The organism is Sphingopyxis sp., assembly GCF_019459305.1.
GTDB lineage: Bacteria > Pseudomonadota > Alphaproteobacteria > Sphingomonadales > Sphingomonadaceae > Sphingopyxis.
Genome location: NZ_JAIBES010000130.1, coordinates 1 through 20,681 on the forward strand (window position 1 = coordinate 1; position 20,681 = coordinate 20,681).

At 64.7% G+C, this 20,681-nt stretch carries 21 protein-coding genes and 1 pseudogene; 12 read left to right on the plus strand and 10 right to left on the minus strand.

Annotated elements, in window-relative coordinates:
• The first annotated feature begins 114 nt into the window (after positions 1-114).
• The 3 genes and pseudogenes from rlmN (at position 115) to K0M74_RS15385 (ending at position 2,463) form a co-directional block, all read left to right on the plus strand.
• A pseudogene (rlmN, locus tag K0M74_RS15375) lies at positions 115-1,359 on the plus strand (23S rRNA (adenine(2503)-C(2))-methyltransferase RlmN).
• A gap of 238 nt (positions 1,360-1,597) precedes the next feature.
• Entirely contained in the window at positions 1,598-2,056 is a 459-nt protein-coding gene (locus K0M74_RS15380) for an outer membrane beta-barrel protein (RefSeq protein ID WP_293974347.1), read from the plus strand.
• An 83-nt stretch (positions 2,057-2,139) separates the two neighbouring features.
• A complete protein-coding gene (locus K0M74_RS15385) occupies positions 2,140-2,463 on the plus strand; it encodes a YnfA family protein (RefSeq protein ID WP_293974350.1) in 324 nt (107 codons plus the stop codon).
• A 35-nt stretch (positions 2,464-2,498) separates the two neighbouring features.
• Here K0M74_RS15385 and K0M74_RS15390 read toward each other — a convergent pair whose 3' ends face one another.
• Positions 2,499-3,218, minus strand: coding sequence for an arylesterase (locus K0M74_RS15390; protein ID WP_293974353.1), 720 nt, complete (start codon positions 3,216-3,218; stop codon positions 2,499-2,501).
• A gap of 51 nt (positions 3,219-3,269) precedes the next feature.
• On the opposite strand from K0M74_RS15390, the gene K0M74_RS15395 reads away from it, so the two are divergent.
• Positions 3,270-3,941, plus strand: coding sequence for an ATP-binding cassette domain-containing protein (locus K0M74_RS15395; protein WP_293974356.1), 672 nt, complete (start codon positions 3,270-3,272; stop codon positions 3,939-3,941).
• A complete protein-coding gene (locus K0M74_RS15400; protein WP_293974358.1) occupies positions 3,942-6,443 on the plus strand; it encodes an FtsX-like permease family protein in 2,502 nt (833 codons plus the stop codon).
• A 4-nt stretch (positions 6,444-6,447) separates the two neighbouring features.
• On the opposite strand, the gene K0M74_RS15405 is transcribed toward K0M74_RS15400, so the two are convergent.
• From K0M74_RS15405 to thrS, 7 genes are all read right to left on the minus strand, one after another.
• The gene (locus K0M74_RS15405; RefSeq protein ID WP_293974361.1) at positions 6,448-6,813 is read right to left on the minus strand and encodes a type II toxin-antitoxin system VapC family toxin; all 366 of its coding nucleotides are present in this window, start codon (positions 6,811-6,813) and stop codon (positions 6,448-6,450) included.
• Entirely contained in the window at positions 6,810-7,259 is a 450-nt protein-coding gene (locus tag K0M74_RS15410; RefSeq protein ID WP_293974364.1) for a type II toxin-antitoxin system VapB family antitoxin, read from the minus strand. Before K0M74_RS15410 ends, K0M74_RS15405 begins: the two co-directional genes overlap by 4 nt.
• A 77-nt stretch (positions 7,260-7,336) precedes the next feature.
• Positions 7,337-8,095, minus strand: a complete 759-nt coding sequence (locus K0M74_RS15415) for a sulfite exporter TauE/SafE family protein (protein WP_293974367.1) — start codon at positions 8,093-8,095, stop codon at positions 7,337-7,339.
• A gap of 121 nt (positions 8,096-8,216) precedes the next feature.
• On the minus strand, positions 8,217-9,356 hold the full coding sequence (locus K0M74_RS15420) for a hypothetical protein (protein WP_293974370.1): 1,140 nt from the start codon (positions 9,354-9,356) through the stop codon (positions 8,217-8,219).
• 9 nt (positions 9,357-9,365) lie between these two features.
• Positions 9,366-10,070 carry an AraC family transcriptional regulator gene (locus K0M74_RS15425; RefSeq protein WP_293974373.1) on the minus strand — a complete coding sequence of 235 codons (705 nt, stop codon included), beginning with the start codon at positions 10,068-10,070 and terminating at the stop codon, positions 9,366-9,368.
• The gene (locus tag K0M74_RS15430) at positions 10,067-10,864 is read right to left on the minus strand and encodes a metallophosphoesterase (RefSeq protein ID WP_293974375.1); all 798 of its coding nucleotides are present in this window, start codon (positions 10,862-10,864) and stop codon (positions 10,067-10,069) included. The genes K0M74_RS15425 and K0M74_RS15430 overlap by 4 nt, the downstream gene beginning before the upstream one ends.
• A gap of 65 nt (positions 10,865-10,929) precedes the next feature.
• Positions 10,930-12,930 (minus strand): threonine--tRNA ligase, encoded by a 2,001-nt coding sequence (gene thrS / locus K0M74_RS15435; RefSeq protein WP_293974379.1) that lies wholly within the window; start codon positions 12,928-12,930, stop codon positions 10,930-10,932.
• Positions 12,931-13,079: 149 nt separating this feature from the next.
• On the opposite strand from thrS, the gene K0M74_RS15440 reads away from it, so the two are divergent.
• The 7 genes from K0M74_RS15440 (at position 13,080) to K0M74_RS15470 (ending at position 16,897) form a co-directional block, all read left to right on the plus strand.
• On the plus strand, positions 13,080-13,496 hold the full coding sequence (locus K0M74_RS15440) for a MerC domain-containing protein (protein WP_293974382.1): 417 nt from the start codon (positions 13,080-13,082) through the stop codon (positions 13,494-13,496).
• A gap of 173 nt (positions 13,497-13,669) precedes the next feature.
• On the plus strand, positions 13,670-13,924 hold the full coding sequence (locus tag K0M74_RS15445; protein WP_088441503.1) for a DUF6356 family protein: 255 nt from the start codon (positions 13,670-13,672) through the stop codon (positions 13,922-13,924).
• Positions 13,921-14,688, plus strand: coding sequence for an alpha/beta hydrolase (locus K0M74_RS15450; protein WP_293974428.1), 768 nt, complete (start codon positions 13,921-13,923; stop codon positions 14,686-14,688). Before K0M74_RS15445 ends, K0M74_RS15450 begins: the two co-directional genes overlap by 4 nt.
• Positions 14,689-14,697: 9 nt before the next feature.
• Positions 14,698-15,135, plus strand: coding sequence for a thioesterase family protein (locus tag K0M74_RS15455; protein WP_293974389.1), 438 nt, complete (start codon positions 14,698-14,700; stop codon positions 15,133-15,135).
• Between the two features lie 9 nt (positions 15,136-15,144).
• A complete protein-coding gene (locus K0M74_RS15460) occupies positions 15,145-15,582 on the plus strand; it encodes a VOC family protein (protein WP_293974392.1) in 438 nt (145 codons plus the stop codon).
• 74 nt (positions 15,583-15,656) lie between these two features.
• On the plus strand, positions 15,657-16,385 hold the full coding sequence (gene gloB, locus K0M74_RS15465; protein ID WP_293974395.1) for a hydroxyacylglutathione hydrolase: 729 nt from the start codon (positions 15,657-15,659) through the stop codon (positions 16,383-16,385).
• A 65-nt stretch (positions 16,386-16,450) separates the two neighbouring features.
• Positions 16,451-16,897: a hypothetical protein gene (locus tag K0M74_RS15470; protein WP_293974398.1), complete on the plus strand. Its 447-nt coding sequence runs from the start codon at positions 16,451-16,453 to the stop codon at positions 16,895-16,897.
• A 193-nt stretch (positions 16,898-17,090) separates the two neighbouring features.
• Here the strand turns inward: K0M74_RS15470 and K0M74_RS15475 are convergent, their stop codons facing one another.
• Positions 17,091-18,896: a long-chain fatty acid--CoA ligase gene (locus K0M74_RS15475; RefSeq protein ID WP_293974401.1), complete on the minus strand. Its 1,806-nt coding sequence runs from the start codon at positions 18,894-18,896 to the stop codon at positions 17,091-17,093.
• Positions 18,897-18,938: 42 nt separating this feature from the next.
• A complete protein-coding gene (gene ggt, locus K0M74_RS15480) occupies positions 18,939-20,630 on the minus strand; it encodes a gamma-glutamyltransferase (RefSeq protein ID WP_293974404.1) in 1,692 nt (563 codons plus the stop codon).
• Positions 20,631-20,681 lie beyond the last annotated feature (51 nt).

Consider the following 20,681-nt stretch of genomic DNA (forward strand, 5'->3'; position numbering starts at 1 on the left):
GGGCGGGCGGCGGCGGGCGGGGGCGCCCGCCCCCGCCGCCCCCCCCCCCCCGGCGCAGGGCCAACGGGCGCGCGATTGCACATTTCCCCCTTCCCCCCTATATGCGCGCCCATCATGCAGATTCCCGGCCATATCGACCCCGTCACGACGGGCACCGTTCCGCTGCGCGGCGGCAACCGCATCGACCTGGTCGGGCTGACCCGCGACGCGATTGGCGGCGTGCTGGTCGAGGCAGGCCTCGACGCGAGGGCCGCGAAACTGCGCGCCAAGCAAATCTGGCATTGGATGTATCACCGCGGCGTCACCGATTTCGAGGCAATGACCGACATCGCCAAGACGATGCGGCCGTGGTTGACCGACCGGTTCATCATCGGCCGCCCGACCGTGCGCGAGGCGCAGGTGTCGAGCGACGGCACGCGCAAATGGCTGCTCGCCGCCGCCGACGGCCAGGAATATGAAATGGTCTTCATCCCCGACGCCGATCGGGGAACGCTCTGCGTGTCGAGCCAGGTCGGCTGCACACTCAACTGCCGCTTCTGTCACACCGGGACGATGCGTCTCGTCCGCAACCTCGCCGCGGGCGAGATCGTCGGGCAGGTGATGCTGGCGCGCGACGAGCTGGGCGAATGGCCCAAGGGGACGATGGCGGGTTTTGGCCCCGATCCCGAGGACGAAGACGACGAAGAGGGCGGCCATTACACCGCCGACGGCCGCATCCTGACCAACATCGTGATGATGGGCATGGGCGAGCCGCTGTATAATTTCGACGAGGTCAAGGGCGCGCTGAAGATCGTCATGGACGGCGACGGGCTGGCGCTGTCGCGCCGCCGGATCACGCTGTCGACGAGCGGCGTGGTGCCGATGATGGCGCGTGCGGGTGAAGAAATCGGCGTCAACCTGGCGGTGTCGCTGCATGCGGTGTCGAAGGAAGTGCGCGACGAAATCGTGCCGCTGAACCGCAAATATGGCATCGACGAACTGCTCAAAGCGTGCGCCGACTATCCGGGCGCCGGCAATTCGCGGCGCATCACCTTCTAATATGTGATGCTGAAGGACAAGAACGACAGCGACGACGACGCACGTGAACTTGTTCGGCTGATCCGCGAATATGGATTGCACGCCAAGGTCAATCTGATCCCCTTCAACCCCTGGCCGGGCGCGATGTATGAATGTTCGTCGCCCGAACGGGTGCGCGCGTTCAGCAACCTGATTTTCAAAGCCGGGATTTCGGCGCCGGTCCGCACCCCGCGCGGGCGCGACATCATGGCGGCGTGCGGGCAGCTCAAGAGCGCCGCGACGAAGCCGACCCGCGCCGAACTCGACCGGATCGCGGAAGAGAAACAGGCCGCGCTGAGCTGACTATTGTGCCATTCGGCCTTGTCGGATTGCAATCGCCTCACCTTCAATCCGCAGTTAAGCGCCAGTTTAAGCGCGTTGCGATTGCATAGCCATTCTGTACTGTGTGGTAAAAATAACACAGGTAAGAAAATTGTCACATGATGACACTTTCGTTCATTGAAGCGACAGCTGCGAACGCCATTTAGGCGGTGGACCGCGACCCAAAGGGCGTGGCCATGTAAAGCAGAAGGAAAATAAAATGAAGAAATTCGCAGTTGCAGCCGCTCTCCTGACGGCCATCGTTGCAACCCCCGCCATGGCGGCCGAAGGCGGCGAAGGCCGCGTCGAAGTGCGCGGCGGCCTGATCACCGGCAACGGCATCGACGAAGGCACGCTTGGCCTCGCCGCCGGTTATGACTTCGACCTTGGCTCGGCCGCATTCGTCGGCGCCGAAGTTGCGGGTGACAAGGTGCTTGTTGACGGTGCCGACGTCCAGTTCTCTGCCGGTGGCCGCGTCGGCGCCAAGGTGGGCGCGAACGGCAAGGCCTATGTCACCGGTGGCTACACCTTCAGCGACATCGACGATCCCTATGTCGGCGCGGGCTACCAGCACAAGCTGGGCCAGAACCTGTATGCCAAGGCCGAATATCGTCACCAGTTCATCAACAACTTCGGCGACTTCGACACCTTCGTCGCGGGCGTCGGCTTCGCTTTCTGATCTTTCGGTCAGCGACGAGACAGGAAGGGGCGGCCGCTTGGTCGCCCCTTTTCATTCGCAGCACGACCGGCCACGGTGAGCCGATGACCGCCTTCTTCTATATCGCCGCCGCTCTCGCCGAAATTGCCGGCTGCTTTGCCTTTTGGGCGTGGCTGCGGCTCGACAAGTCGGTGTGGTGGCTGGCGCCCGGCATGGCGTCGCTGGCGCTGTTCGCGTACCTGCTCACGCTGGTCGACGCCGAGCATGCGGGGCGTAGCTATGCGGCTTATGGCGGGGTGTATATCGTCGCGGCTTTGCTGTGGCTTTGGGCGATCGAGGGTGCCGAGCCTGACCGCTGGGATCTGATCGGTGCGGCGGTGTGCCTTGGCGGCGCGGCGATTATTTTGTTCGGGCCGCGGGGGAGTTAGGTTCCTCCCCATCGCTGCGCGACAGGGAGGATGTTTTAGTCCGCGTTCGGCAGCGCCTCCTCGACCAGCGGCGCCAGCGCTTCCGCCACCATCGTCACCCCCTTCGCATTGGGATGCATATTGTCGCCGAGCATCAGCGCTTTGTCCGTCACGACATTTTTGAGGATGAAGGGGTAAAAGCTGACATCATATTTGGCAGCGAGTTCCGAATAAATCGGGTTGAATTTCTTCGCATAATCGCTGCCCATGTTCGGCGCCGCCATCATGCCCGTAAGCAGCACCGGAATCTCGCGCTTCTTGAGTTCAGCAAGCATCCCGTCGAGGTTGGCGCGCGTCTGGTCGGGGCCGATGCCGCGCAACATGTCGTTGCCGCCCAGCCCGAGCAGCACCAACGCCGGCTTCACCTTCGCATTGTCGAGGACATAGGTCAGCCGCTGGCGCCCCGCCGCGGTGGTGTCGCCCGACACCCCGGCATTCTGCACTCGCGCCACCACGCCGTCGGCGGCCAGCGCCGCCTGCAATTGCGGCGACAGCCCTTCTTTAGGGCCAAGCTGATATCCCGCATAAAGGCTGTCACCGAACGCGATAACCAGCGGTGCGTCAGCAGGGACGGCCGGTGCTGCCTTGGCGGCGACCTTGTCGTTGGTCGAAGCCGCCGGGGTTTCCGCCGATCCGCATGCGGCGAGCGGTTGGCAAAGCGCGATCGCGCAACCATATAATGCGTAAGAGCGCCATCCGGCCGTTCTCTTTTCCAAAGGGTTCTCTCCTTGCCCGACACTCGACCCCCTCAGGCCGTGGCGCCTGACATGGCGATCGCCGCTCATAATGTGACGCTGACCCTCGGCAGCGACAAGTCCCCGGTCGAAATTTTGCGCGGCGTCGATCTGGAGGTGCCCGCGGGCGCTTCGGTCGCGCTGCTCGGCCCGTCGGGCTCGGGCAAAAGCTCGCTGATGGCGGTGCTCGCGGGGCTCGAGCGCGCCAATGGCGGCAGTATCCGTGTTGCGGGGCTCGATTTCACCACGATGGACGAGGACGAATTGGCGCGCGCGCGCCGCGGCCGGATCGGCATCGTGCTGCAGGCGTTTCACCTGCTGCCAACGATGACCGCGCTGGAAAATGTCGCGGTGCCGCTGGAACTGGCAGGGATCGCTGATCCGTTCGGGCGCGCCGCCGCCGAACTCGAAGCCGTTGGCCTCGGCCACCGCCTGACCCATTATCCGGCGCAGCTGTCAGGCGGCGAGCAGCAGCGCGTTGCGATCGCGCGCGCGATGGCAAGCTCGCCCGCGATCATCTTTGCCGACGAGCCGACGGGCAATCTCGACACCGCGACAGGACATGCGATCATTGACCTTATCTTTGCGCGCCGCGCGGCGCTTGGCGCGACACTGCTGATCATCACCCACGATCCCGAGCTGGCGCAGCATTGCGACCGGATTGTCGTGATGCACGATGGAATAATCGAAGAGCGGGCCGCTTAGGTGCTCCCCCTCGCCTCCCTCTGGCGGATCGCGCGCCGCGACCTTGCGACGCGCATCCGCGGGTTGCGGCTACTCGCGGTCTGCCTGTTCCTCGGCGTCGCGACGCTCGCCGCGATCGGCAGCCTGACGCGCGGCATCACCTCCGAACTCGAGGTGCGTGGGCAGACAATCCTGGGCGGTGATATTGAATTCGGCATTCCGCAGCGCGAAGCGACCGCCGAAGAAATGGCGGCGTTTCGCGAGGCAGGTGAAACATCGTCCACCGTGCGGATGCGCGCGATGGCGAATGCGCCCGAGGGCGACGCGCTATTGTCCGAACTCAAGGCAGTCGATGGGGCCTATCCGCTCTATGGCGCGCTGCGGCTGGAAAGCGGCGCGCGCCGCGGCCCGCCGCCCGCGGGCAGCATCTGGATCGGCAAGGATCTCGCCTCGCGGCTCGACCTGAACGTCGGCGAACGGGTGAAGTTTGGCGAAAAACCGTTCCTGATCGACGGCGTCATCGCCGAGGAGCCCGACCGGCTGGGCGAAGGTTTCACCCTCGGCCCCGTCGCAATCATCGGTATCGCCGACCTGCCCGCGACCCAGCTGATCCAGCCGGGCAGCCTGTTCGAAAGCAAATATCGCGTCCGCCTGCCCGACAGCGCAAACCCCGAAGCGGTCGGCGAGGCGCTGACCGCCGAATTCCCCGGCGCGGGCTGGGACATCACCGACCGCAGCAACGGCGCGCCGGGAACGCGGCGCTTTATCGAGCGGATGGGGCAGTTCCTGTCGCTTGTGGGTCTTGCTGCCTTGGTCATCGCCGGGATCGGCGTCGGCAATGGCGTCGCGAGCTATCTGGCGGGCAAACGTCCGGGTCTGGCGACGCTGAAAGTGCTCGGCGCTGACAGCGCGACGGTGCTGCGCATCTATGGTTTGCAGATATTGGCGGTCGCCGCGGTGTCGATCTTTGCCGGGCTCGTAGTCGGCGCGCTGGCGCCGTTCGCGATCGGGGCGATTGCCGGCGATGTGCTGCCCGTCCGTCCGGGCTTCGCGCTCTATCCGCTGCCGCTTGCGGTCAGCGCCGCATATGGCCTGCTGATCGCTATCGCCTTTGCGATGCCGCCGCTCGCCGCCACGAAGCATATTCCCGCCGCGGGGCTTTATCGGGCGACCGTCGATAAGGCAGCGCGGATCGACCGGCCCGCGTTGGTTGCCGTTGCGGTGGCGCTGATCGCGATCGTGGCGCTGGCAGTCGGCACGGCACGCGAGCCTTTGTTTGCGCTCGGCTTCATCGGCGCGGCAATCGGCCTGCTGCTGATTCTCGTCGGGCTCGGCTGGCTGGTGCGCCGCATTGCGAGCCGCCTGCCCCGCCCGCGCCGCCCGTTGCTGCGCCTCGCGCTCGCCAACCTGCATCGACCGGGAGCATCGACCGGCGCGCTGGTGGTGGCGCTCGGGCTGGGTCTGACGCTGTTCGTGACGCTTGCCGCGATACAGACCAGCATCACCAACGAGATTGCGCGCACCGTGCCGCAGCGCGCGCCGAGCTTTTTCGTGCTCGACGTGCCGCGCGCCGGCGCGGCGCAATTCCGGTCGATGGTCACCAAGGCCGCCCCCGACGCGCAGATCAACATGATCCCGGCGCTGCGCGGCAGCGTCACCGAATTTCGCGGCCAGCGCGTCGACGAACTCGCCGAACTTCCCGAAGGCGCGTGGGTGCTGCGCGGCGACCGCGGGCTGACCTATAGCGCGGTGCCGCCGAGCGGCAGCGAACTGGTGGGCGGCCAATGGTGGGCCGCGGATTACAATGGGCCGCCGCTGGTCAGCGTCGAGCAGGAGGTCGCGACCTCGCTGGGCCTCAAGATCGGCGACACGCTCAGCGTCAATGTGCTGGGGGTCGAGGTGCAGGCGAAGGTCGCTTCCTTCCGCACCGTTCAGTGGGACAATTTCGGGCTCAATTATGTGCTCGTCTTTTCGCCCGGCACCTTCGACGCGGCGCCGCACAATATGGTCGCGACCGTCGCCGTTGATCCCAAAGCCGAATCCGAGCTGGCCCGCAGCATCCCGCGCACCTTCCCCTCCGCCTCGCTGATCGCAGTGCGCGACGTCGTGTCGCAGGTGACGATCTTGCTGACCCAAATGAGCCAGGCGATCGCGGCGGCGGCGAGCATCGCGATCCTGGCCGGGATCGCGGTGCTGATCGGCGCGATCGCCGCCAGCCGCGAGCGACGCGTGTACGACAGCGTGATCCTGAAGCTGCTTGGCGCGACGCGGCGCCAGATATTGGGCGCGCAGGCGATGGAATATGCGGTGCTGGCGGCGGTGCTGGCGGTGCTCGCGCTCGGACTCGGCCTGATTGCAGCGCGCTATGTCGTGGTCAACCTGTTCGAATTCACCTTCGCCCCCGATCCGCTGGTCGTCGGCGCAACATTGATCGGCGGAGCGGGATTGTCGTTCCTGATCGGTATCGCGGGCAGCTGGCCGTTGTTGTCGGCAAAACCGGCGCAGGCGCTGCGGAGTCTTTGATCGGTCAAGCGTTGGAAGCGAGGCCCAGCCGTGTGGCTTGAGCCGCCAATCGCTTGTCAAGCGTCCACAATGATGCGTCCCGCAGGCGGGTGACGGACGCGAGTAGATGTGCATCGACCATGCCAAGCCCAGTGCCGTGCAGTCGATGTTCAGTGATGAATGTCAGCAATTCACGCTGCGCCACGACCGGAGCCGCGGGAAGCAGCCCGAGCATCGACACGAATTTTTCCCGCTCGGCGAGCGACCCCAGCGCCAGTTCCGCCGTGACGAATTGATGCTGGACAACGCCGCCCTCCGACAAGGCTAACGCCAACGCAGAATTCGCACGGCGCAAATGATCGATCCAGACCGACGTATCGACAAGGATCATTCAAATGGCCGTTCACGTGGGGCCGAGACAGCATCGGGCATGGTTCCGCCCATCAACGCCAACGACCGAGCGGCCTCGCGCTGGACAAGCGCCATCAGCGCGGCCCGCTGCAACTCTTTGCGATCCTTGATCCCACTGATCCGCTCGGCTTGCGCCCACAGTTCGTCGTCAGCAACGCTCCGCGGACCGCGACCAGCTGTCTTTGAACGCTCGAATCGAACCTGCCCGCGACGCTGATCGATTTCGCGTGTTTCCCAACCCGCCTCGACCCACACAGCAGCCTGACTATGGTTGCCGCCGACATGGTTGGACCACCAGGCGCGGTGGCTATGAGCGCTCGGTGGCAGGGGAAAACCCAAAATCTCTTCAATCTCGGCGAAATTTGCGTTCCAGCTGGTGTCGGAAAGCGAACGCAGATGATCGCCGAGAGGTTCATATTTCCCCATGACATGATTCCCTTTCCTAAAAGGAATAGGTACTGAATAGTTTCTATCATGCCAATATAGTATTTTTTACCTTCTTGCTAAATCAGTCTCGACACCGCCGCCACCGCAGCCACACCCAGCACCACCGCGACCATCGCCTGCCACACATGCGGCGCGACGCGGCCGAAGTGGCGTCCACCGACATAATTGCCGATCCACATCGGCGCGAAGAGCAGCAGCGACAGGATCAGCAACCGCCAGGTGGCGATCCCGACCCAGAGCGCCGCCAACGTCCCGGCGATCGCCGTGGCGAAAAAGATCAGCATCATCGACGCGCGCGAGGTCTTGGGCGGCAACGCGCTGCGCAGATAGAAGGGGACGACCGGCGGGCCGGGCATCGCCGCAAAGCCAGTCAGGATGCCCGAGACAACGCCGGTGCCACCAATCGCCAGCCGGCCCGGGCGATGCCCCTCGGGCTGTTTGGGCAGCAACACCGCGACGAAGGCGCCGACCGCGACCAGCGTAATGAGCAGCCGCGCCACGTCGGGCGTCGTCGCATCGAGCGCAAACATCCCGAGCGGCGTCGTCGCCATCGCGACCAGCGCGATCGGTACGGCGGTCGAGCGATCGGCATCGGCGAGGATGACCTTCAACCCTACCGGCCCGATCAGCAGTTGCAACAGGATGCCGAGCACCACCGCCTCGCCCGGGGTGATGACCAAGCCTAGAAGTGGCACAAGGATGATCGCCATCCCGAACCCGGTGAGCCCGCGCACATAGGCCGCGCCAAATGTCATCGCCGCGGCACCGGCAAGGGTGAGCGGGGCGAGCCCGACAAGCTGCGCGAGACTGGTCATGGCGCAGTGTCCAGCGTGCGAAAGTCGTGAGCAATAAGCAGGGGAATCCTCCGGGCGCCCGCAGGGGCGCCCCGGCCGATACTGCAAGAGTGCAGCGGCGCCTAGCCCCTTGCCGCCACGTTCAGGCGAGCGGCCATAGTGCATTCACCGGTCGTTCGAGCACCTGCGCGGCGACTGCATGCAGCCGCCCGGGATCGAAGCGACCGGCGCGCACCGCGCCGGCAAGCCACGCCTCGATGGACCCACCCGTTTCGATCCATCGATCGTGGCGCAGCATGCCATAAATGGCGCCGGCGAGCACATGGATGCCGTCGTCCGCTTTGCGCCAGCGATCCGCCGGATTGCGCGCAACGCCGAGCGCCTCGCTGATCAATTGATCGAGCGCCTGCGCAATATCCTCGTTGAGCAGCCCTTCGAGCGTGGTGTACCCCCATTTCGGGTCATGATCCGTCACGACGCGCGGGATTAGCGGATCCTTCGCCAGCACCGCGAGCGCCGCCTGCGCCGCGGCGCCGTCCATCGGCACCGGCGGGTGCAGCATTTCGTGAGCGGCATTGCGGACGGTGATCGGCGTGTTCCAATCGGCCGCCTGAAGGAAGGTTTGGCCCTGGACCTTGATCCCGTGTGGTTTGCAGAATTGCAGCAACACCACCTCGATCAGCGGATCGAAAACCCGACCGGTCAGCTTTTCGTGCAGGCGAATGACATCATAATCGGCGAGATCGCGATCGAGTTCGACGATCCGCCGGGTGACCGCGCCCGCGCGCTCGTCACGGAAAGCTGCAAAGCCCGCCGCCTGCATCGATTCAAACAGCACCTTGAGCCGAGGCGCAACGCCCACAAACCAGCGCCAGTCGTTCTCGTTCCAATAGGGGCTGGCCCTATAAGCCGGAAACAGCCGCGCCTCGGGGGCCGCGACGCTGGCGGTCAAGGTGGGCAGATCGGTGTCGCTGCCGTTGGAGAACAGCACCGACAAATTGGGTCCGAGCAGGCCAAAGCCGCTGCGCTCGGCCTCTTTCGACAAAGCGGGAATATCCGATCGGATGGCGGCGGCAAGACGCGGCGCAAAAGCGTTGGCATCAGCTTGGTAATAGGGAAGGTAGAGATCACCGCCCGCGAGCGGACCGAGGAAGGCCAGCGCGTCGAACCCTTCGGATGCACGAACTTTCCAGCGCGTGCGCATTGGCGGGCGCTGCGCGTGCGCGAGGGTGGGAATAGCGAAGCTGCCGAGCGATGCGGCAAGGAAGAGACGGCGATCCATGGGACCGGTTTATCCGGTCTGATCGCTCCGCGCTTGAACGGACTTTGCCCGCAGGACGACGGGCGGAACCCCGGTCATCGCGCCAACCGAGCGGGTCAGATGCGCCTGATCGGCAAAGCCATGATCCGCGGCCAGATCGGCAAGGCTTCCGCGCCAATCGCCCAGGGCCGCAAGCGCGCGGCGCGTCCGCACCTCAAGCCGAAATCGTTTGGGGCTGACGCCATAGGCGCGCGCGAAGCCGCGGCTGACCGAGGCCGGTTCCAGCTTCATCCGCCGCGCCCACGGCGCCAGGGCGAGATCGGGATCGTTGCGAAGCGCCTCGGCCAGCAAGTCGGGCCAGTCGGCCAAGCCGACAGCGTGACGGTTAAAGCCGTCGCGGAGATGCGCGGCGGCGGCGAGCGGATCGCGTTCGGCCATGCGGGCCACCGCGTCCGGATCGTTGATCGTGCCAACTCCGGGGGCGAGGCCCGCGACGGTCGGCAAGTTGAGTACCTCGGCGCCGCATGCGCCAAAGCGGTCGAGATGCGCAGTCCAGCATTCGTGAACGATCACCGTGCCGGGCTGCGCGACGAAGCGGCCATCGTCGCCCGCTTCCTGATAGCCGCCGCGGAGCACGACCGCGACATAGGGCTCGGCATGGCGGTGCCGGGGCAGGCGCTCGCTCGCCGCATGGCGTCCTATGTATGCGCCATGGCGATGATGGGCTTCGCTCACGGCGCGGCGCTCTTGGGGCCGAGGGTCACCAACCACGCATCGGGCGGGGTCAGATAGCGCAGCGGCAGCAAGCTGGTCCCCAGCCCTGCCCCGACAAAAATGCGCTGGCCGTCGTCGGTCATGTCGCCGCAGGCAAAGCGGTCACCGTAGCGCGACACATAAGTCAGCGCGCCGACGAAAGGGAAACGGATCTGGCCGCAGTGGGTGTGGCCAGCGAAGATCGCGGCCACCGCGCCCTTAACATCGGGGATGATGTCGGGGCTGTGCGTCAGGAGCAGCGGGACGCCGGGAACGAGGCGGTCCATTGCAGCAAGCGTCGCGGGGACATCGTCATGTCCCGAATAATCGTCGTCGACGCCGCCGATGACCAGCGGACCGAGCTTGACCGCTTCATTCTGCAGCACGCGCAGCCCGCGCTGTTCCAGTTCGCCGCGCAGCGCGTCGGGTTTGAACCAATGGTCATGATTGCCCGGCGTCACGACCACGCCCAGCGGCGCGCGCAGTTTGCCGAGCGGCGCGACGACTTCGGCAGCGGTATAGATATGCGTCGCGCTGCGCTTTTCGCTGACGAGATCGCCCGCGATCAGCACGAGATCGGGGCGCAGCCGGTTGAGCTGGACAACGATCCGCGCCAGCCGCTTGGGCGGCATGTCGGGGCCGGCGACATGGATGTCCGACAGCAGCAGCAGCTTCAGCGGCGACTGCCCCGCCGGCCAGTCGGCGACCGCGACCATCGCGGTGCGGACCACCGGATCGCGCGTCGCGTTCCAATAGCCCTTGGCCAGAAGAGCCACGCCAAACAGCGCCAGCAGCAACAGCCAGCTCTGCCATCGGCGCGGGGGACGTTCGGTCGTGGCGATCAATGGCGCAGGTCGGGCGGGGTCGCTTCGCCGTTGAGCAGCGCAATTGCTTCGGTCAGCGGCATGATGCGCTGGCCTTCCTGCCCAAGGGTGCGGATCGCGACCGTGCCTTCGTCGGCTTCGCGCTTGCCGACGACGAGCAGGTGCGGAACCTTTGCCAGGCTGTGTTCGCGGACCTTGTAGTTGATGTTTTCGTTGCGCAGGTCGGTTTCGACGCGCACCCCCGCCGCCGCCAGCTGCGCCGTGACGTCCCTGGCATAGTCATCGGCGTCGCTGACGATCGTCGCGACGACCGCCTGCACCGGCGCCAGCCAGACGGGCAGCTTGCCCGCGAAATGTTCGATCAAAATCCCGATGAAACGCTCGTAGCTGCCAAAGATCGCGCGGTGCAGCATCACCGGGCGGTGGCGCTCGCCATCCTCGGCGATGTAGGATGCGTCGAGGCGATCGGGCAGCACGCGGTCGGACTGGATCGTCCCGACCTGCCACGTCCGCCCGATCGCGTCGGTCAAATGCCATTCGAGCTTCGGCGCGTAAAAGGCGCCCTCGCCCGGCAATTCTTCCCAGCCATATTCGGGGGTGTTGAGGCCAGCAGCGACGACCGCGGCGCGCAGCTCGGTTTCGGCCATGTCCCACATCTCTTCGGTCCCGAAGCGCTTTTCGGGGCGCAGCGCGAGCTTGATCGAGTAGGTGAAACCGAATTCCTTGTAGATGCGGTCGGCGAGCGCACAGAAGGCCTGCACCTCGCTGACGATCTGGTCCTCGCGGCAGAAAATATGCGCGTCGTCCTGCGTGAACTGACGCACGCGCATCAGCCCGTGCAGCGCGCCATGCGGTTCGTTGCGGTGGCAGCAGCCATTTTCATAGAGGCGCAGCGGCAGGTCGCGGTAGGACTTCATCCCCTGCCGGAAGATCAGCACATGCGCCGGGCAGTTCATCGGCTTGAGCGCCATCCACTCGGCGTCGTCGGAGATGATCGGACCGTCATCCTCGACGTTCGGCACTTCATCGGGGATCACGAACATATTCTCGCGATATTTGCCCCAATGGCCCGATTGTTCCCACTGGCGCGCGTCCATCACCTGCGGCGTCTTGACCTCGCGGTACCCCGCGCCGTCGATCGCGCGACGCATATAGGCCTCCAGCTCACGCCAGATCATATAACCCTTGGGGTGCCAGAACACCGAGCCATGCGCTTCGGCCTGGAGGTGGAACAGGTCCATCTCCTGCCCCAGCTTGCGGTGGTCGCGTTTCGCGGCTTCCTCCAGCCGGACAAGATGCTCGGCGAGCTGCTTCTTGTTGAGCCAGCCGGTACCATAGATGCGGCTGAGCTGGGCGTTCTTCTGGTCGCCGCGCCAATAGGCACCCGATACCCGCGTCAGCTTGAACGCCGCGGGGTCGAGCTTGCCCGTCGAGGCGAGGTGCGGGCCGCGGCACATGTCCATCCAGCCGTCACCCGATCGATAGACAGTCAGTTCCTCGTTCGCGGGCAGTTCGGCGGCCCATTCGGCCTTGAACGTCTCGCCATCGGCCTGCCATTTGGCGATCAGCTTGTCGCGCTCCCACACTTCGCGCGTCAGCGGCAGGTCGGCCGCGATCAGCCGGCGCATCTCTTCCTCGATCAGCGGCAGTTCTTCGTCGCGAAATGGGCCATGCTCGGCGGTGGGTGCGAAGTCATAATAGAAGCCGTCGCCGGTCGACGGGCCAAAGGTGATCTGCGTGCCGGGGAACAGGTTCTGCACCGCCTCGGCCAAAATATGCGCAAAGTCATGGCGCACCAGTTCGAGCGCATCAGCCTCGTCGCGGCTCGTCACCAACGCCAGGTTCGTATCGTCCTCCAGCGGGCGCATGATGTCGCGCAGCTCGCCATCGATCCGCGCAGCAAGCGCAGCCTTGGCCAAACCGGGTCCGATGTCGGCGGCAATCTGTGCCGGGGTAGTCCCGCGCACGACGTCCCGGGCAGAGCCATCGGGAAGGGTGACGCGGATCATCTGGGACATCTAAACTATAGCCTTTCTGGGCAAAATTGCCGGGTTCCTTTGCCAGCATGCGTGGGGGGCGGCAAGGGGCGGATTCACAATCGGGGTTGCAATGATACGTTGTATCTCTATCTCGCACCGCAAGCCCCTCCCGCGAAAGTTCGGCCGTCATGTGTTTCCCCGCCGCGCGCCCGCGCTTTGCCGACCTGTTGGGGATCACACTGTCGCTGACCTGTCTCGTCCATTGTCTCGCGCTGCCGATACTGATCCTGCTTGCCCCTGCGCTCGGGACATGGATCGCGACGCCCGAATGGGTGCATGCGGCCATATTGATGCTGGCGCTGCCCGCAGCGACTTTTGCGATAAAGGATGGTTGGCGGCGGCACGGGCGGTTGGCGCCTGCCGCGCTTGCCGCGACCGGAATCGGTTTTCTGGCGGCGGGGCTGGCAGCGCACGAAGGTTGGCTGGCGCTGGCCGATCCCGAAACCGCCGACCGGCTATTGACGTCACTCGGCGCGGTGACGCTTGCCACCGCGCACCTGCTCAACTGGCGCTGGCGCCACGATTATCGCGGACGTCTTCGCTAGCACGAGCTTTTGCATCTCCGCAACGAACGGACACCTATGAGTGCTCGACCAGCCCGAAATCTTTGCCAAGGCCGTCAACGACTTCCTCGCCGAATGAGCGCACAACCGGGCCCTGCCCTTGCGAGCCAAGCGATCGCTCGCTAGGGCGGCGGCAGCCGGAAGGGAGGCATTCCATGTTCAAGCGCCTGTTCGTCGATCATCCCAAGGCCGTCGATGAAAATTACATCGAACATTTCGGGGTTGCGTCGAAATTCGGGGTGACGATGATCTATGGCGGCCTGTGCGCGCTGGTCCATGCCGTCGTCCCCGGCTGGTGCATTACCACCGGCAGCGACACGATTCGCAGGCTCAACAAGATCATGGTCGAGCAGCGCGCCGCGAAGGGCCAGGCCGCGATGCAGATGAACACAATCGATTGGGTTATCTGACCGCGGTGGATACCGCCCCCGATTATCTCGACCGGCCGGGCCGACCCCGCCTCGCGTATCGCCATGTTGCGGGGGCGGGGCCGACGATCGTTTTCCTGCCCGGTTATATGTCCGACATGGCCGGCGGAAAGGCCACCGCGCTGTTCAATTGGGCGGCCGCCGAAGGTCGCGCCTGTCTGCTGCTCGACTACGCCGGTTGCGGGTTGTCGGACGGGCTATTCGAGGAGCAGAATTTGCTCGACTGGCGCGGTGATGTGCTCGACCTGATCGACACCCGCGCCGCGGGTCCGGTGATCATCGTTGGATCGTCGATGGGCGGCTGGCTGATGCTGCTGACCGCGCTGGCGCTGACACAGCGCGACGGGCCGGGGCGCGTCGCCGGGCTGGTCGGCATCGCCGCGGCGCCCGATTTCACTGAATGGGGGTTCAGCGATAGCGAAAAAGCGATCATCCTGGCCAAAGGCGAGCTGCGCGAAGAAACCTCGTACAGCGATCAGCCCTATGTGACGACGCGCGGATTTTTCCAGTCGGGCGAGGCGAACCGGTTGCTGACCAGCCATATCCCCCTAACGTGCCCCGTGCGCCTGCTCCACGGGCAAGAGGATGGCGACGTGCCGCCCGAAATCAGCCTGCGCCTGTCCGCCGCGCTCGCGAGCGACGATGTACAGGTCACGCTCGTCAAAGGCGGCGACCACCGCCTGTCGCGCGACACCGACATCGCGCTGCTGATCGATACCGTCGCGCGGCTCGCGTCGGCAAACTAAAGGATTATCATGGCCCGCAGCGACTTCAAATTCCACGTCACCAAACGCGTCCGCTATGCGGAAATCGATGCGCAGGCGGTGGTGTTCAACAGCCGTTACCTGGAATATTTCGACATCGGCATCACCGAATATTGGCGCGCCGCGGGCGTCTATGATCGCTGGCCCGGCCACACGAGTCCCGAATTCCACGTCGCGCGCGCCGAGGTTGATTACAAGGTGCCGATCCTGCTCGACGAAGAAGTCGATATTTGCGTGCGCTGCTCGCGCGTCGGGCGCAGTTCGATGACCTTCCTGTTCGAACTGCACGGCGCCGGGAAAGACGATCTGCGCGCGACGGGGCTGGAGGTCAGCGTCCATGTTGCCGAATCGCAGGGCGCGCCGACGCCGGTGCCCGATGAATTCGTAAACTTGTTCGAAGCGTTTGAAGGATGCAGCCTTCGCGCGTAGAACGGTAGCATGGCCAAATATCTCCACACCATGATCCGCGTATCGGATCCCGCCGCTACCGTCGCCTTTTTCAACCTGATCGGGCTGGAAGAAGTCCGCCGTTTCGACAGCGAGCAGGGGCGCTTCACGCTGATTTTCCTCGCCTGTCCGGGGCAGGATGGCGTCGCCGAGGTCGAGCTGACCTATAATTGGCCGCCCGAGGACGGCAGCGCCCCCGAGCAATATGCGGGCGGGCGCAATTTTGGCCATCTGGCGTACCGCGTCGACGATATTTACGCGACGTGCCAGCGGCTGATGGACGCCGGGGTGACGATCAACCGCCCGCCGCGCGATGGTCATATGGCGTTTGTCCGCTCACCCGACGGGATTTCGGTCGAGCTGCTACAGGACGGTCATTTGCCGCCGCAGGAACCCTGGTCGATGATGCCAAACACAGGTAGCTGGTAGGGCCGTGCAACCAAGGCGTCGCGCCCGCGTCTCCGTCTGGTGAGCATGAGGCCGGTAATCGAAAGGAGCGACGCATGACTGCACTAGAAATCGTCCGCATCCCCGTCCTCAGCGACAATTATGTCTGGCTGGTCCACGACCCCGAAAGCCAAGCGACGATGGTGGTCGATCCCGCGGTAGCCGATCCCGTGCTAGAAGCCGCCGCCGCGCGCGGCTGGACGATCACCGACATCTGGAACACCCACTGGCATCCCGACCACACCGGCGGCAATGCTGCGATCAAAGACGCGACAGGTTGCACGATCACCGGTCCGGCGGCTGAACATGCACGCATCCCGACGCTCGATGTCCAGGTCACGGGCAGCGATACGGTTCATCTCGGCAATCATGTCGCCCACGTTTGGGACGTTCCCGCGCACACCGCAGGCCATATCGCCTATCATTTTGCTGACGACGCCGCGATCTTCGTCGGCGACACGATGTTCGCGATGGGATGCGGCCGCCTATTCGAAGGCACCGCCGAGCAGATGTTCACCAATATGCAGAAACTGGCGACGCTCGACGATGCGACGCGGGTGTATTGCGCGCACGAATATACGCTGTCGAACGCGCGATTCGCGGTGACGGTCGATCCCGACAATGACGCGCTCGCGGCGCGGCTGGTCGCGGTCGAAGCGGCGCGCGCTGCCGGAGAGGCGACAGTGCCGACGACTATCGGAGCCGAACGCGCCACCAACCCCTTCTTGCGCGCACCCGATGCCGCCGAACTCGGGCGCATCCGCGCCCTGAAGGACGCCGCGTGACGATGCTGCTTCAGCGCCGGTTCATCCGCGCCGGGCTATCCAAAATCTTCTCAAGGAGCAATATCATGGCCACGCTGAACCCGATGCGCGCCGCGCTGCTGTTCGCAGCGGCGCCGTTGATCGCCAGCTGCGCTCCCGCCGGCACCACCGAGCCGGGCGCCGCGGCGCTCACCCCGAAACAGGCCGAACGGCTCGACAAGCAGCTGGCAGGGAAGGTTCCGGGTGAACCAATGAGGTGCCTGCCCAATTATCGCAGCAACGACACCATCCGCGTCTCGGACAGCATCCTGTTGTATCGTTCGGGCGGCAATCTGGTGTATCGCAACGATCTCAAGAACAGTTGCCCCGGCCTCGCGCGCGATAGCGATATCATGGTCGTGCGCCAGTTCGGATCGTCAACCTGCGAAGGCGATTTTTTCCATCTGGTCGACCGATCGAGCGGCATTCGCGGCCCGACCTGCGTTTTTGGCGCATTCGTCCCCTATCGCAAACCGGCGGGGGACGCTGGCTGAACCAGCGGTTCAGTCGCAGGCGGGGACCGGTTTGTGCCGAGCTCTTCGGGTCGCAACCCCGCCTGCTTTAACACACCGTCGCCCCCGCGAAGGCGGGCACCGCTATCGTATTTACCCCGCGAGCGCCGCATACACCGGTGACGGCCGGGTGCGGAGGCACGCGACTCCGCAACGCCCTTCGCAGGGGCGACGATTATGCCTTATACAGCCCCGCAATCTTGTCGGCATAAACCTCGCGCAGCACATGACGGCGGATCTTCATCGACGGCGTCATCTGTTCATTCTCGATCGAAAAGGCTTCGTCGGCGAAATCGAACTTGCGGACCTTTTCGATCACCGACAGCTGGCCGTTGACGCGGTCGACCGCAGCGCGGATCGCGGCGCGGAATTTTTCATGTTCGCGCAGGCGGCACAGCTCTTTCGGCAGGCCCTCGGCCTCGGCCCATTCGGCCATCCATTCGGGATCGGGAACGAGCAGGCCGACAAGGTGCGGGCGCTTGTCGCCATAGACCATCGCCTGCAATATCTCGGGCTGGAGCGTTAGCATTCCCTCGACGCGCTGCGGCGAGACGTTGTCGCCCTTGTCGTTGACGATCAGGTCCTTCTTGCGATCGGTGATGACGATGCGACCTTGCGCATCGATATGGCCGATGTCGCCGGTGTGCAGCCAGCCATCCACCAGCACCCGCGCAGTTTCGGCGTCATTGCGCCAATAGCCCTTCATCACCAGTTCGCCGCGCACCAATATCTCGCCGTCGTCGGCGATCTGGACCTCGGTGTTCATCAGCGGCGGGCCGACGGTGTCCATCTTGATTCCGGCGCTGGGGCGGTTGCAGCTGATCACCGGCCCTGCCTCGGTCTGGCCATAGCCCTGCAACAGGGTCAGCCCGATCGAGTGGAAAAACACTCCGATTTCAGGATTGAGCGGCGCGCCGCCGGACACCAGCGCCTTCATCCGCCCGCCGAAACGTTTCTGGATCTTCGGCCGGAACAATTTGTCGAGGATCAGGTCGACCGGCCGGTCGAGCACGCCCATGCGGCGCTCATAATCCTTCTCGCCGACACGCAGCGCCTGGTTGAGCATCCAGTTGGCGAGCTTGCCCTGCTTTTCGACCGACTTGATCATCCGCGCCCGGATCACCTCGAACAGGCGCGGCACGACGACCATGATCGTCGGGCGCGTCTCCTCGATATTCGAAACCAGCTTTTCCAAACCTTCGCTATAGTAGATTTGCGCCCCGACCATGATCGGCAGGAATTGACCGCCCGAATGTTCATAGGCGTGGCTGAGCGGCAGGAACGACAGAAACACCTCTTCGTCGCCGATGCCGAAATCACTGACCAGCACTTCGGCGGCTCCCGCGGCATTGTGCAAAATCGCGCCATGATGCTGCATGACGCCGCGCGGCGCGCCGCCGGTGCCGCTGGTGTAGATCAGGCACGCGGTGTCATCGCGCGTCATTTTGGCGGCGCGGGCCTTGGAGTCGTCCAGATACGCCTCGCCGCCGGTAACAAGCGACTGCCAGTCGCGCACCGCCACATCGCCCTGCTGCCCGACGCGCAGGCTTTCCATGCTGATGACGATATTGGCGTCGGACCGCATGACCGCAGGCATTAGCGTGCGCGCCAGCTTCGCGGTCGAAACGATCACCGCCTTCGCCCCGCTATTGTCGAGAATGTGCTGGTGATCGCGTTCGGTGTTGGTGGTGTAGGTCGGCACGGTGATGCAACCCGCAGCCATGATCGCGAGGTCAGCGATGCACCATTCGGGGCGATTTTCGCTGACGAGCACGACGCGATCGCCGTCCTTTAACCCCATCTCGCGCAGCCCGTGTGCGAGGGCCGCTACCTGGTTCGCAACCTGCCGCCAACTCAGCGGATGCCAGACGCGGTCGGCCTTGCGCCACAGGAACGGATCTTCACCGCCCTTTTCGGCGCGGTCGAAAAACATCGCGACCAAACTTGGAAAATGGTCGAGATGGGGATTGTCCAGCTTCATGCCTGTCACTCTCCGCGAATTTTGATCTGTTATCGTTGTAGCTTATCCCTGTGGCGGCGCGCCATCCACCGACGATGTCCCCGGCCCACGCGGATCGGCGGCGCCGCGCCAGCCGTCGCCGACGCGCTCGACGGCGTTCAGCTTCGAACCGAGGTCGGTGGGCGTGAAACTATAACCAAAGGGTTTCATCTTTGCGGCCATCGCCTCGCCCGCTTCGGTGTTTTCGATCAGCACCCCGCGATCGGCGAAATAGAGATTGGGCAGTTCCATCGCCGTCTTGGCATCGAGTCCCCAGTCGAGCACGCCGACCAGCACCTTTGTCACATGCATGATGATGCGCTTGCCGCCCGCCGAGCCCACTGCGAGTACGACCTTGCCATCGGGGCCATAAACGATCGTCGGCGACATCGACGACAACGGACGCTTGCCGGCCTGCACGCGGTTGGCCGTCGGCACCCCGTTCTGGACTGGCGCAAGGTCGAAATCGGTGAGTTCGTTGTTAAGGAAATAACCGTTGGCAATCAGGTGACTGCCAAAGATGCTCTCGATGGTCGATGTCATCGACACGACATTGCCTGCCTTGTCCGCCACCGCAAAATGCGTCGTCCCCTGCTCGGGGATCGCCGCCGCGGCGGCGCGCGGCTTGGCGCCCGGCGGAGTGCCGGGTTCATATTTGCCCGCGGCGCCATAGGGCGAGATCAGCTGGCGGCGCTCGGCAAGATATTTTTTATCGAGCAGGCCCGTCACCGGGACATCGACAAAATCAGGATCGCCCAGATAGGCCGAGCGGTCGGCGTAAGACAGCTGCATCGCCTCGGCGAGCAAGTGCCAGCTCATCGGATTGTCCTGCCCCATCGCCTTCATGTCCCACCCCTCGACCATCCCGAGGATGCCAAGGACGGTGGTCGCACCCGACGAGGGCGGCCCCATGCCGCACACCTTGTAAATGCGGTAGCTGGTGCAGACCGCGGGGCGTTCCTTTGCCTTGTAGCTCGCGACATCCCTGACCGTCAGCTGCGCCTTGTTGCGCGGCGCATTAGCGACCGCGCCGCTGATCGCCTTGGCATTGGCGCCGCTGTAAAACGCATCGGGACCGCGCGCCGCAACATCGCGCAGCAGCGCGGCATAGGCGGGATTGCGGATCCGCGTCCCGACCGGCGCCGGCTTGCCATCGACATAATAGATTGCGCGCGCTGCGGGAAAATCCTTCCACAAGGATTCGAACCGCGTCATCCAATTGTAAAGCACAGGTGTGACCTCGAAGCCCTCTTCGGCGAGCTTGATCGCGGGCTGGAACAGCGCCGCCCATTCCAGCTTGCCCCATTTCCTGTGCGCCATTTCCATCAGCCGCATATTGCCGGGGACGCCCACCGAGAGCCCACCCGGGATCGCATCCGAATAGCCGCGCGGCTTGCCGTCGGCGCCGAGGAAGCGATCAGGCTTGGCCGACGCAGGCGCCATTTCACGGCCGTCGATTGTCGATATGCTGCCATCCTTGGCATCGTGGTGCAGCATCAGACCGCCGCCGCCGATACCGCTCGATTGCGGTTCGACCAATGTCAGCACCGCGACCATCGCGACCGCGGCGTCGGCGGCAGTGCCGCCCTGTTGCAAAATCTGATGCCCGGCCTCCGTCGCGCGCGAGTCGGCGGACGAGGTGACACCCTGTGCAAGGGCGGAGGACGGAAGGGTCAGGGCGAAGACCGCGGCGAGCGGCAGGAATCTTTTCAACATGGCGGCGACATTGGCGCGGGGTCGGGGGGAGTGCAAGCCCAACCGATCCTC

Coding starts and splice junctions, on each gene's coding strand:
- K0M74_RS15420 (WP_293974370.1), bottom strand. CDS start 9,356: ATGGATCGCCGTCTCTTCCTTGCCGCATCGCTCGGCAGCTTCGCTATT.
- K0M74_RS15410 (WP_293974364.1), bottom strand. CDS start 7,259: ATGGGGAAATATGAACCTCTCGGCGATCATCTGCGTTCGCTTTCCGAC.
- gloB (WP_293974395.1), top strand. CDS start 15,657: ATGACTGCACTAGAAATCGTCCGCATCCCCGTCCTCAGCGACAATTAT.
- K0M74_RS15395 (WP_293974356.1), top strand. CDS start 3,270: ATGGCGATCGCCGCTCATAATGTGACGCTGACCCTCGGCAGCGACAAG.
- K0M74_RS15385 (WP_293974350.1), top strand. CDS start 2,140: ATGACCGCCTTCTTCTATATCGCCGCCGCTCTCGCCGAAATTGCCGGC.
- ggt (WP_293974404.1), bottom strand. CDS start 20,630: ATGTTGAAAAGATTCCTGCCGCTCGCCGCGGTCTTCGCCCTGACCCTT.
- K0M74_RS15445 (WP_088441503.1), top strand. CDS start 13,670: ATGTTCAAGCGCCTGTTCGTCGATCATCCCAAGGCCGTCGATGAAAAT.
- K0M74_RS15415 (WP_293974367.1), bottom strand. CDS start 8,095: ATGACCAGTCTCGCGCAGCTTGTCGGGCTCGCCCCGCTCACCCTTGCC.
- K0M74_RS15455 (WP_293974389.1), top strand. CDS start 14,698: ATGGCCCGCAGCGACTTCAAATTCCACGTCACCAAACGCGTCCGCTAT.
- K0M74_RS15405 (WP_293974361.1), bottom strand. CDS start 6,813: ATGATCCTTGTCGATACGTCGGTCTGGATCGATCATTTGCGCCGTGCG.
- K0M74_RS15475 (WP_293974401.1), bottom strand. CDS start 18,896: ATGAAGCTGGACAATCCCCATCTCGACCATTTTCCAAGTTTGGTCGCG.
- K0M74_RS15460 (WP_293974392.1), top strand. CDS start 15,145: ATGGCCAAATATCTCCACACCATGATCCGCGTATCGGATCCCGCCGCT.
- K0M74_RS15380 (WP_293974347.1), top strand. CDS start 1,598: ATGAAGAAATTCGCAGTTGCAGCCGCTCTCCTGACGGCCATCGTTGCA.
- K0M74_RS15440 (WP_293974382.1), top strand. CDS start 13,080: ATGTGTTTCCCCGCCGCGCGCCCGCGCTTTGCCGACCTGTTGGGGATC.
- thrS (WP_293974379.1), bottom strand. CDS start 12,930: ATGTCCCAGATGATCCGCGTCACCCTTCCCGATGGCTCTGCCCGGGAC.
- K0M74_RS15470 (WP_293974398.1), top strand. CDS start 16,451: ATGGCCACGCTGAACCCGATGCGCGCCGCGCTGCTGTTCGCAGCGGCG.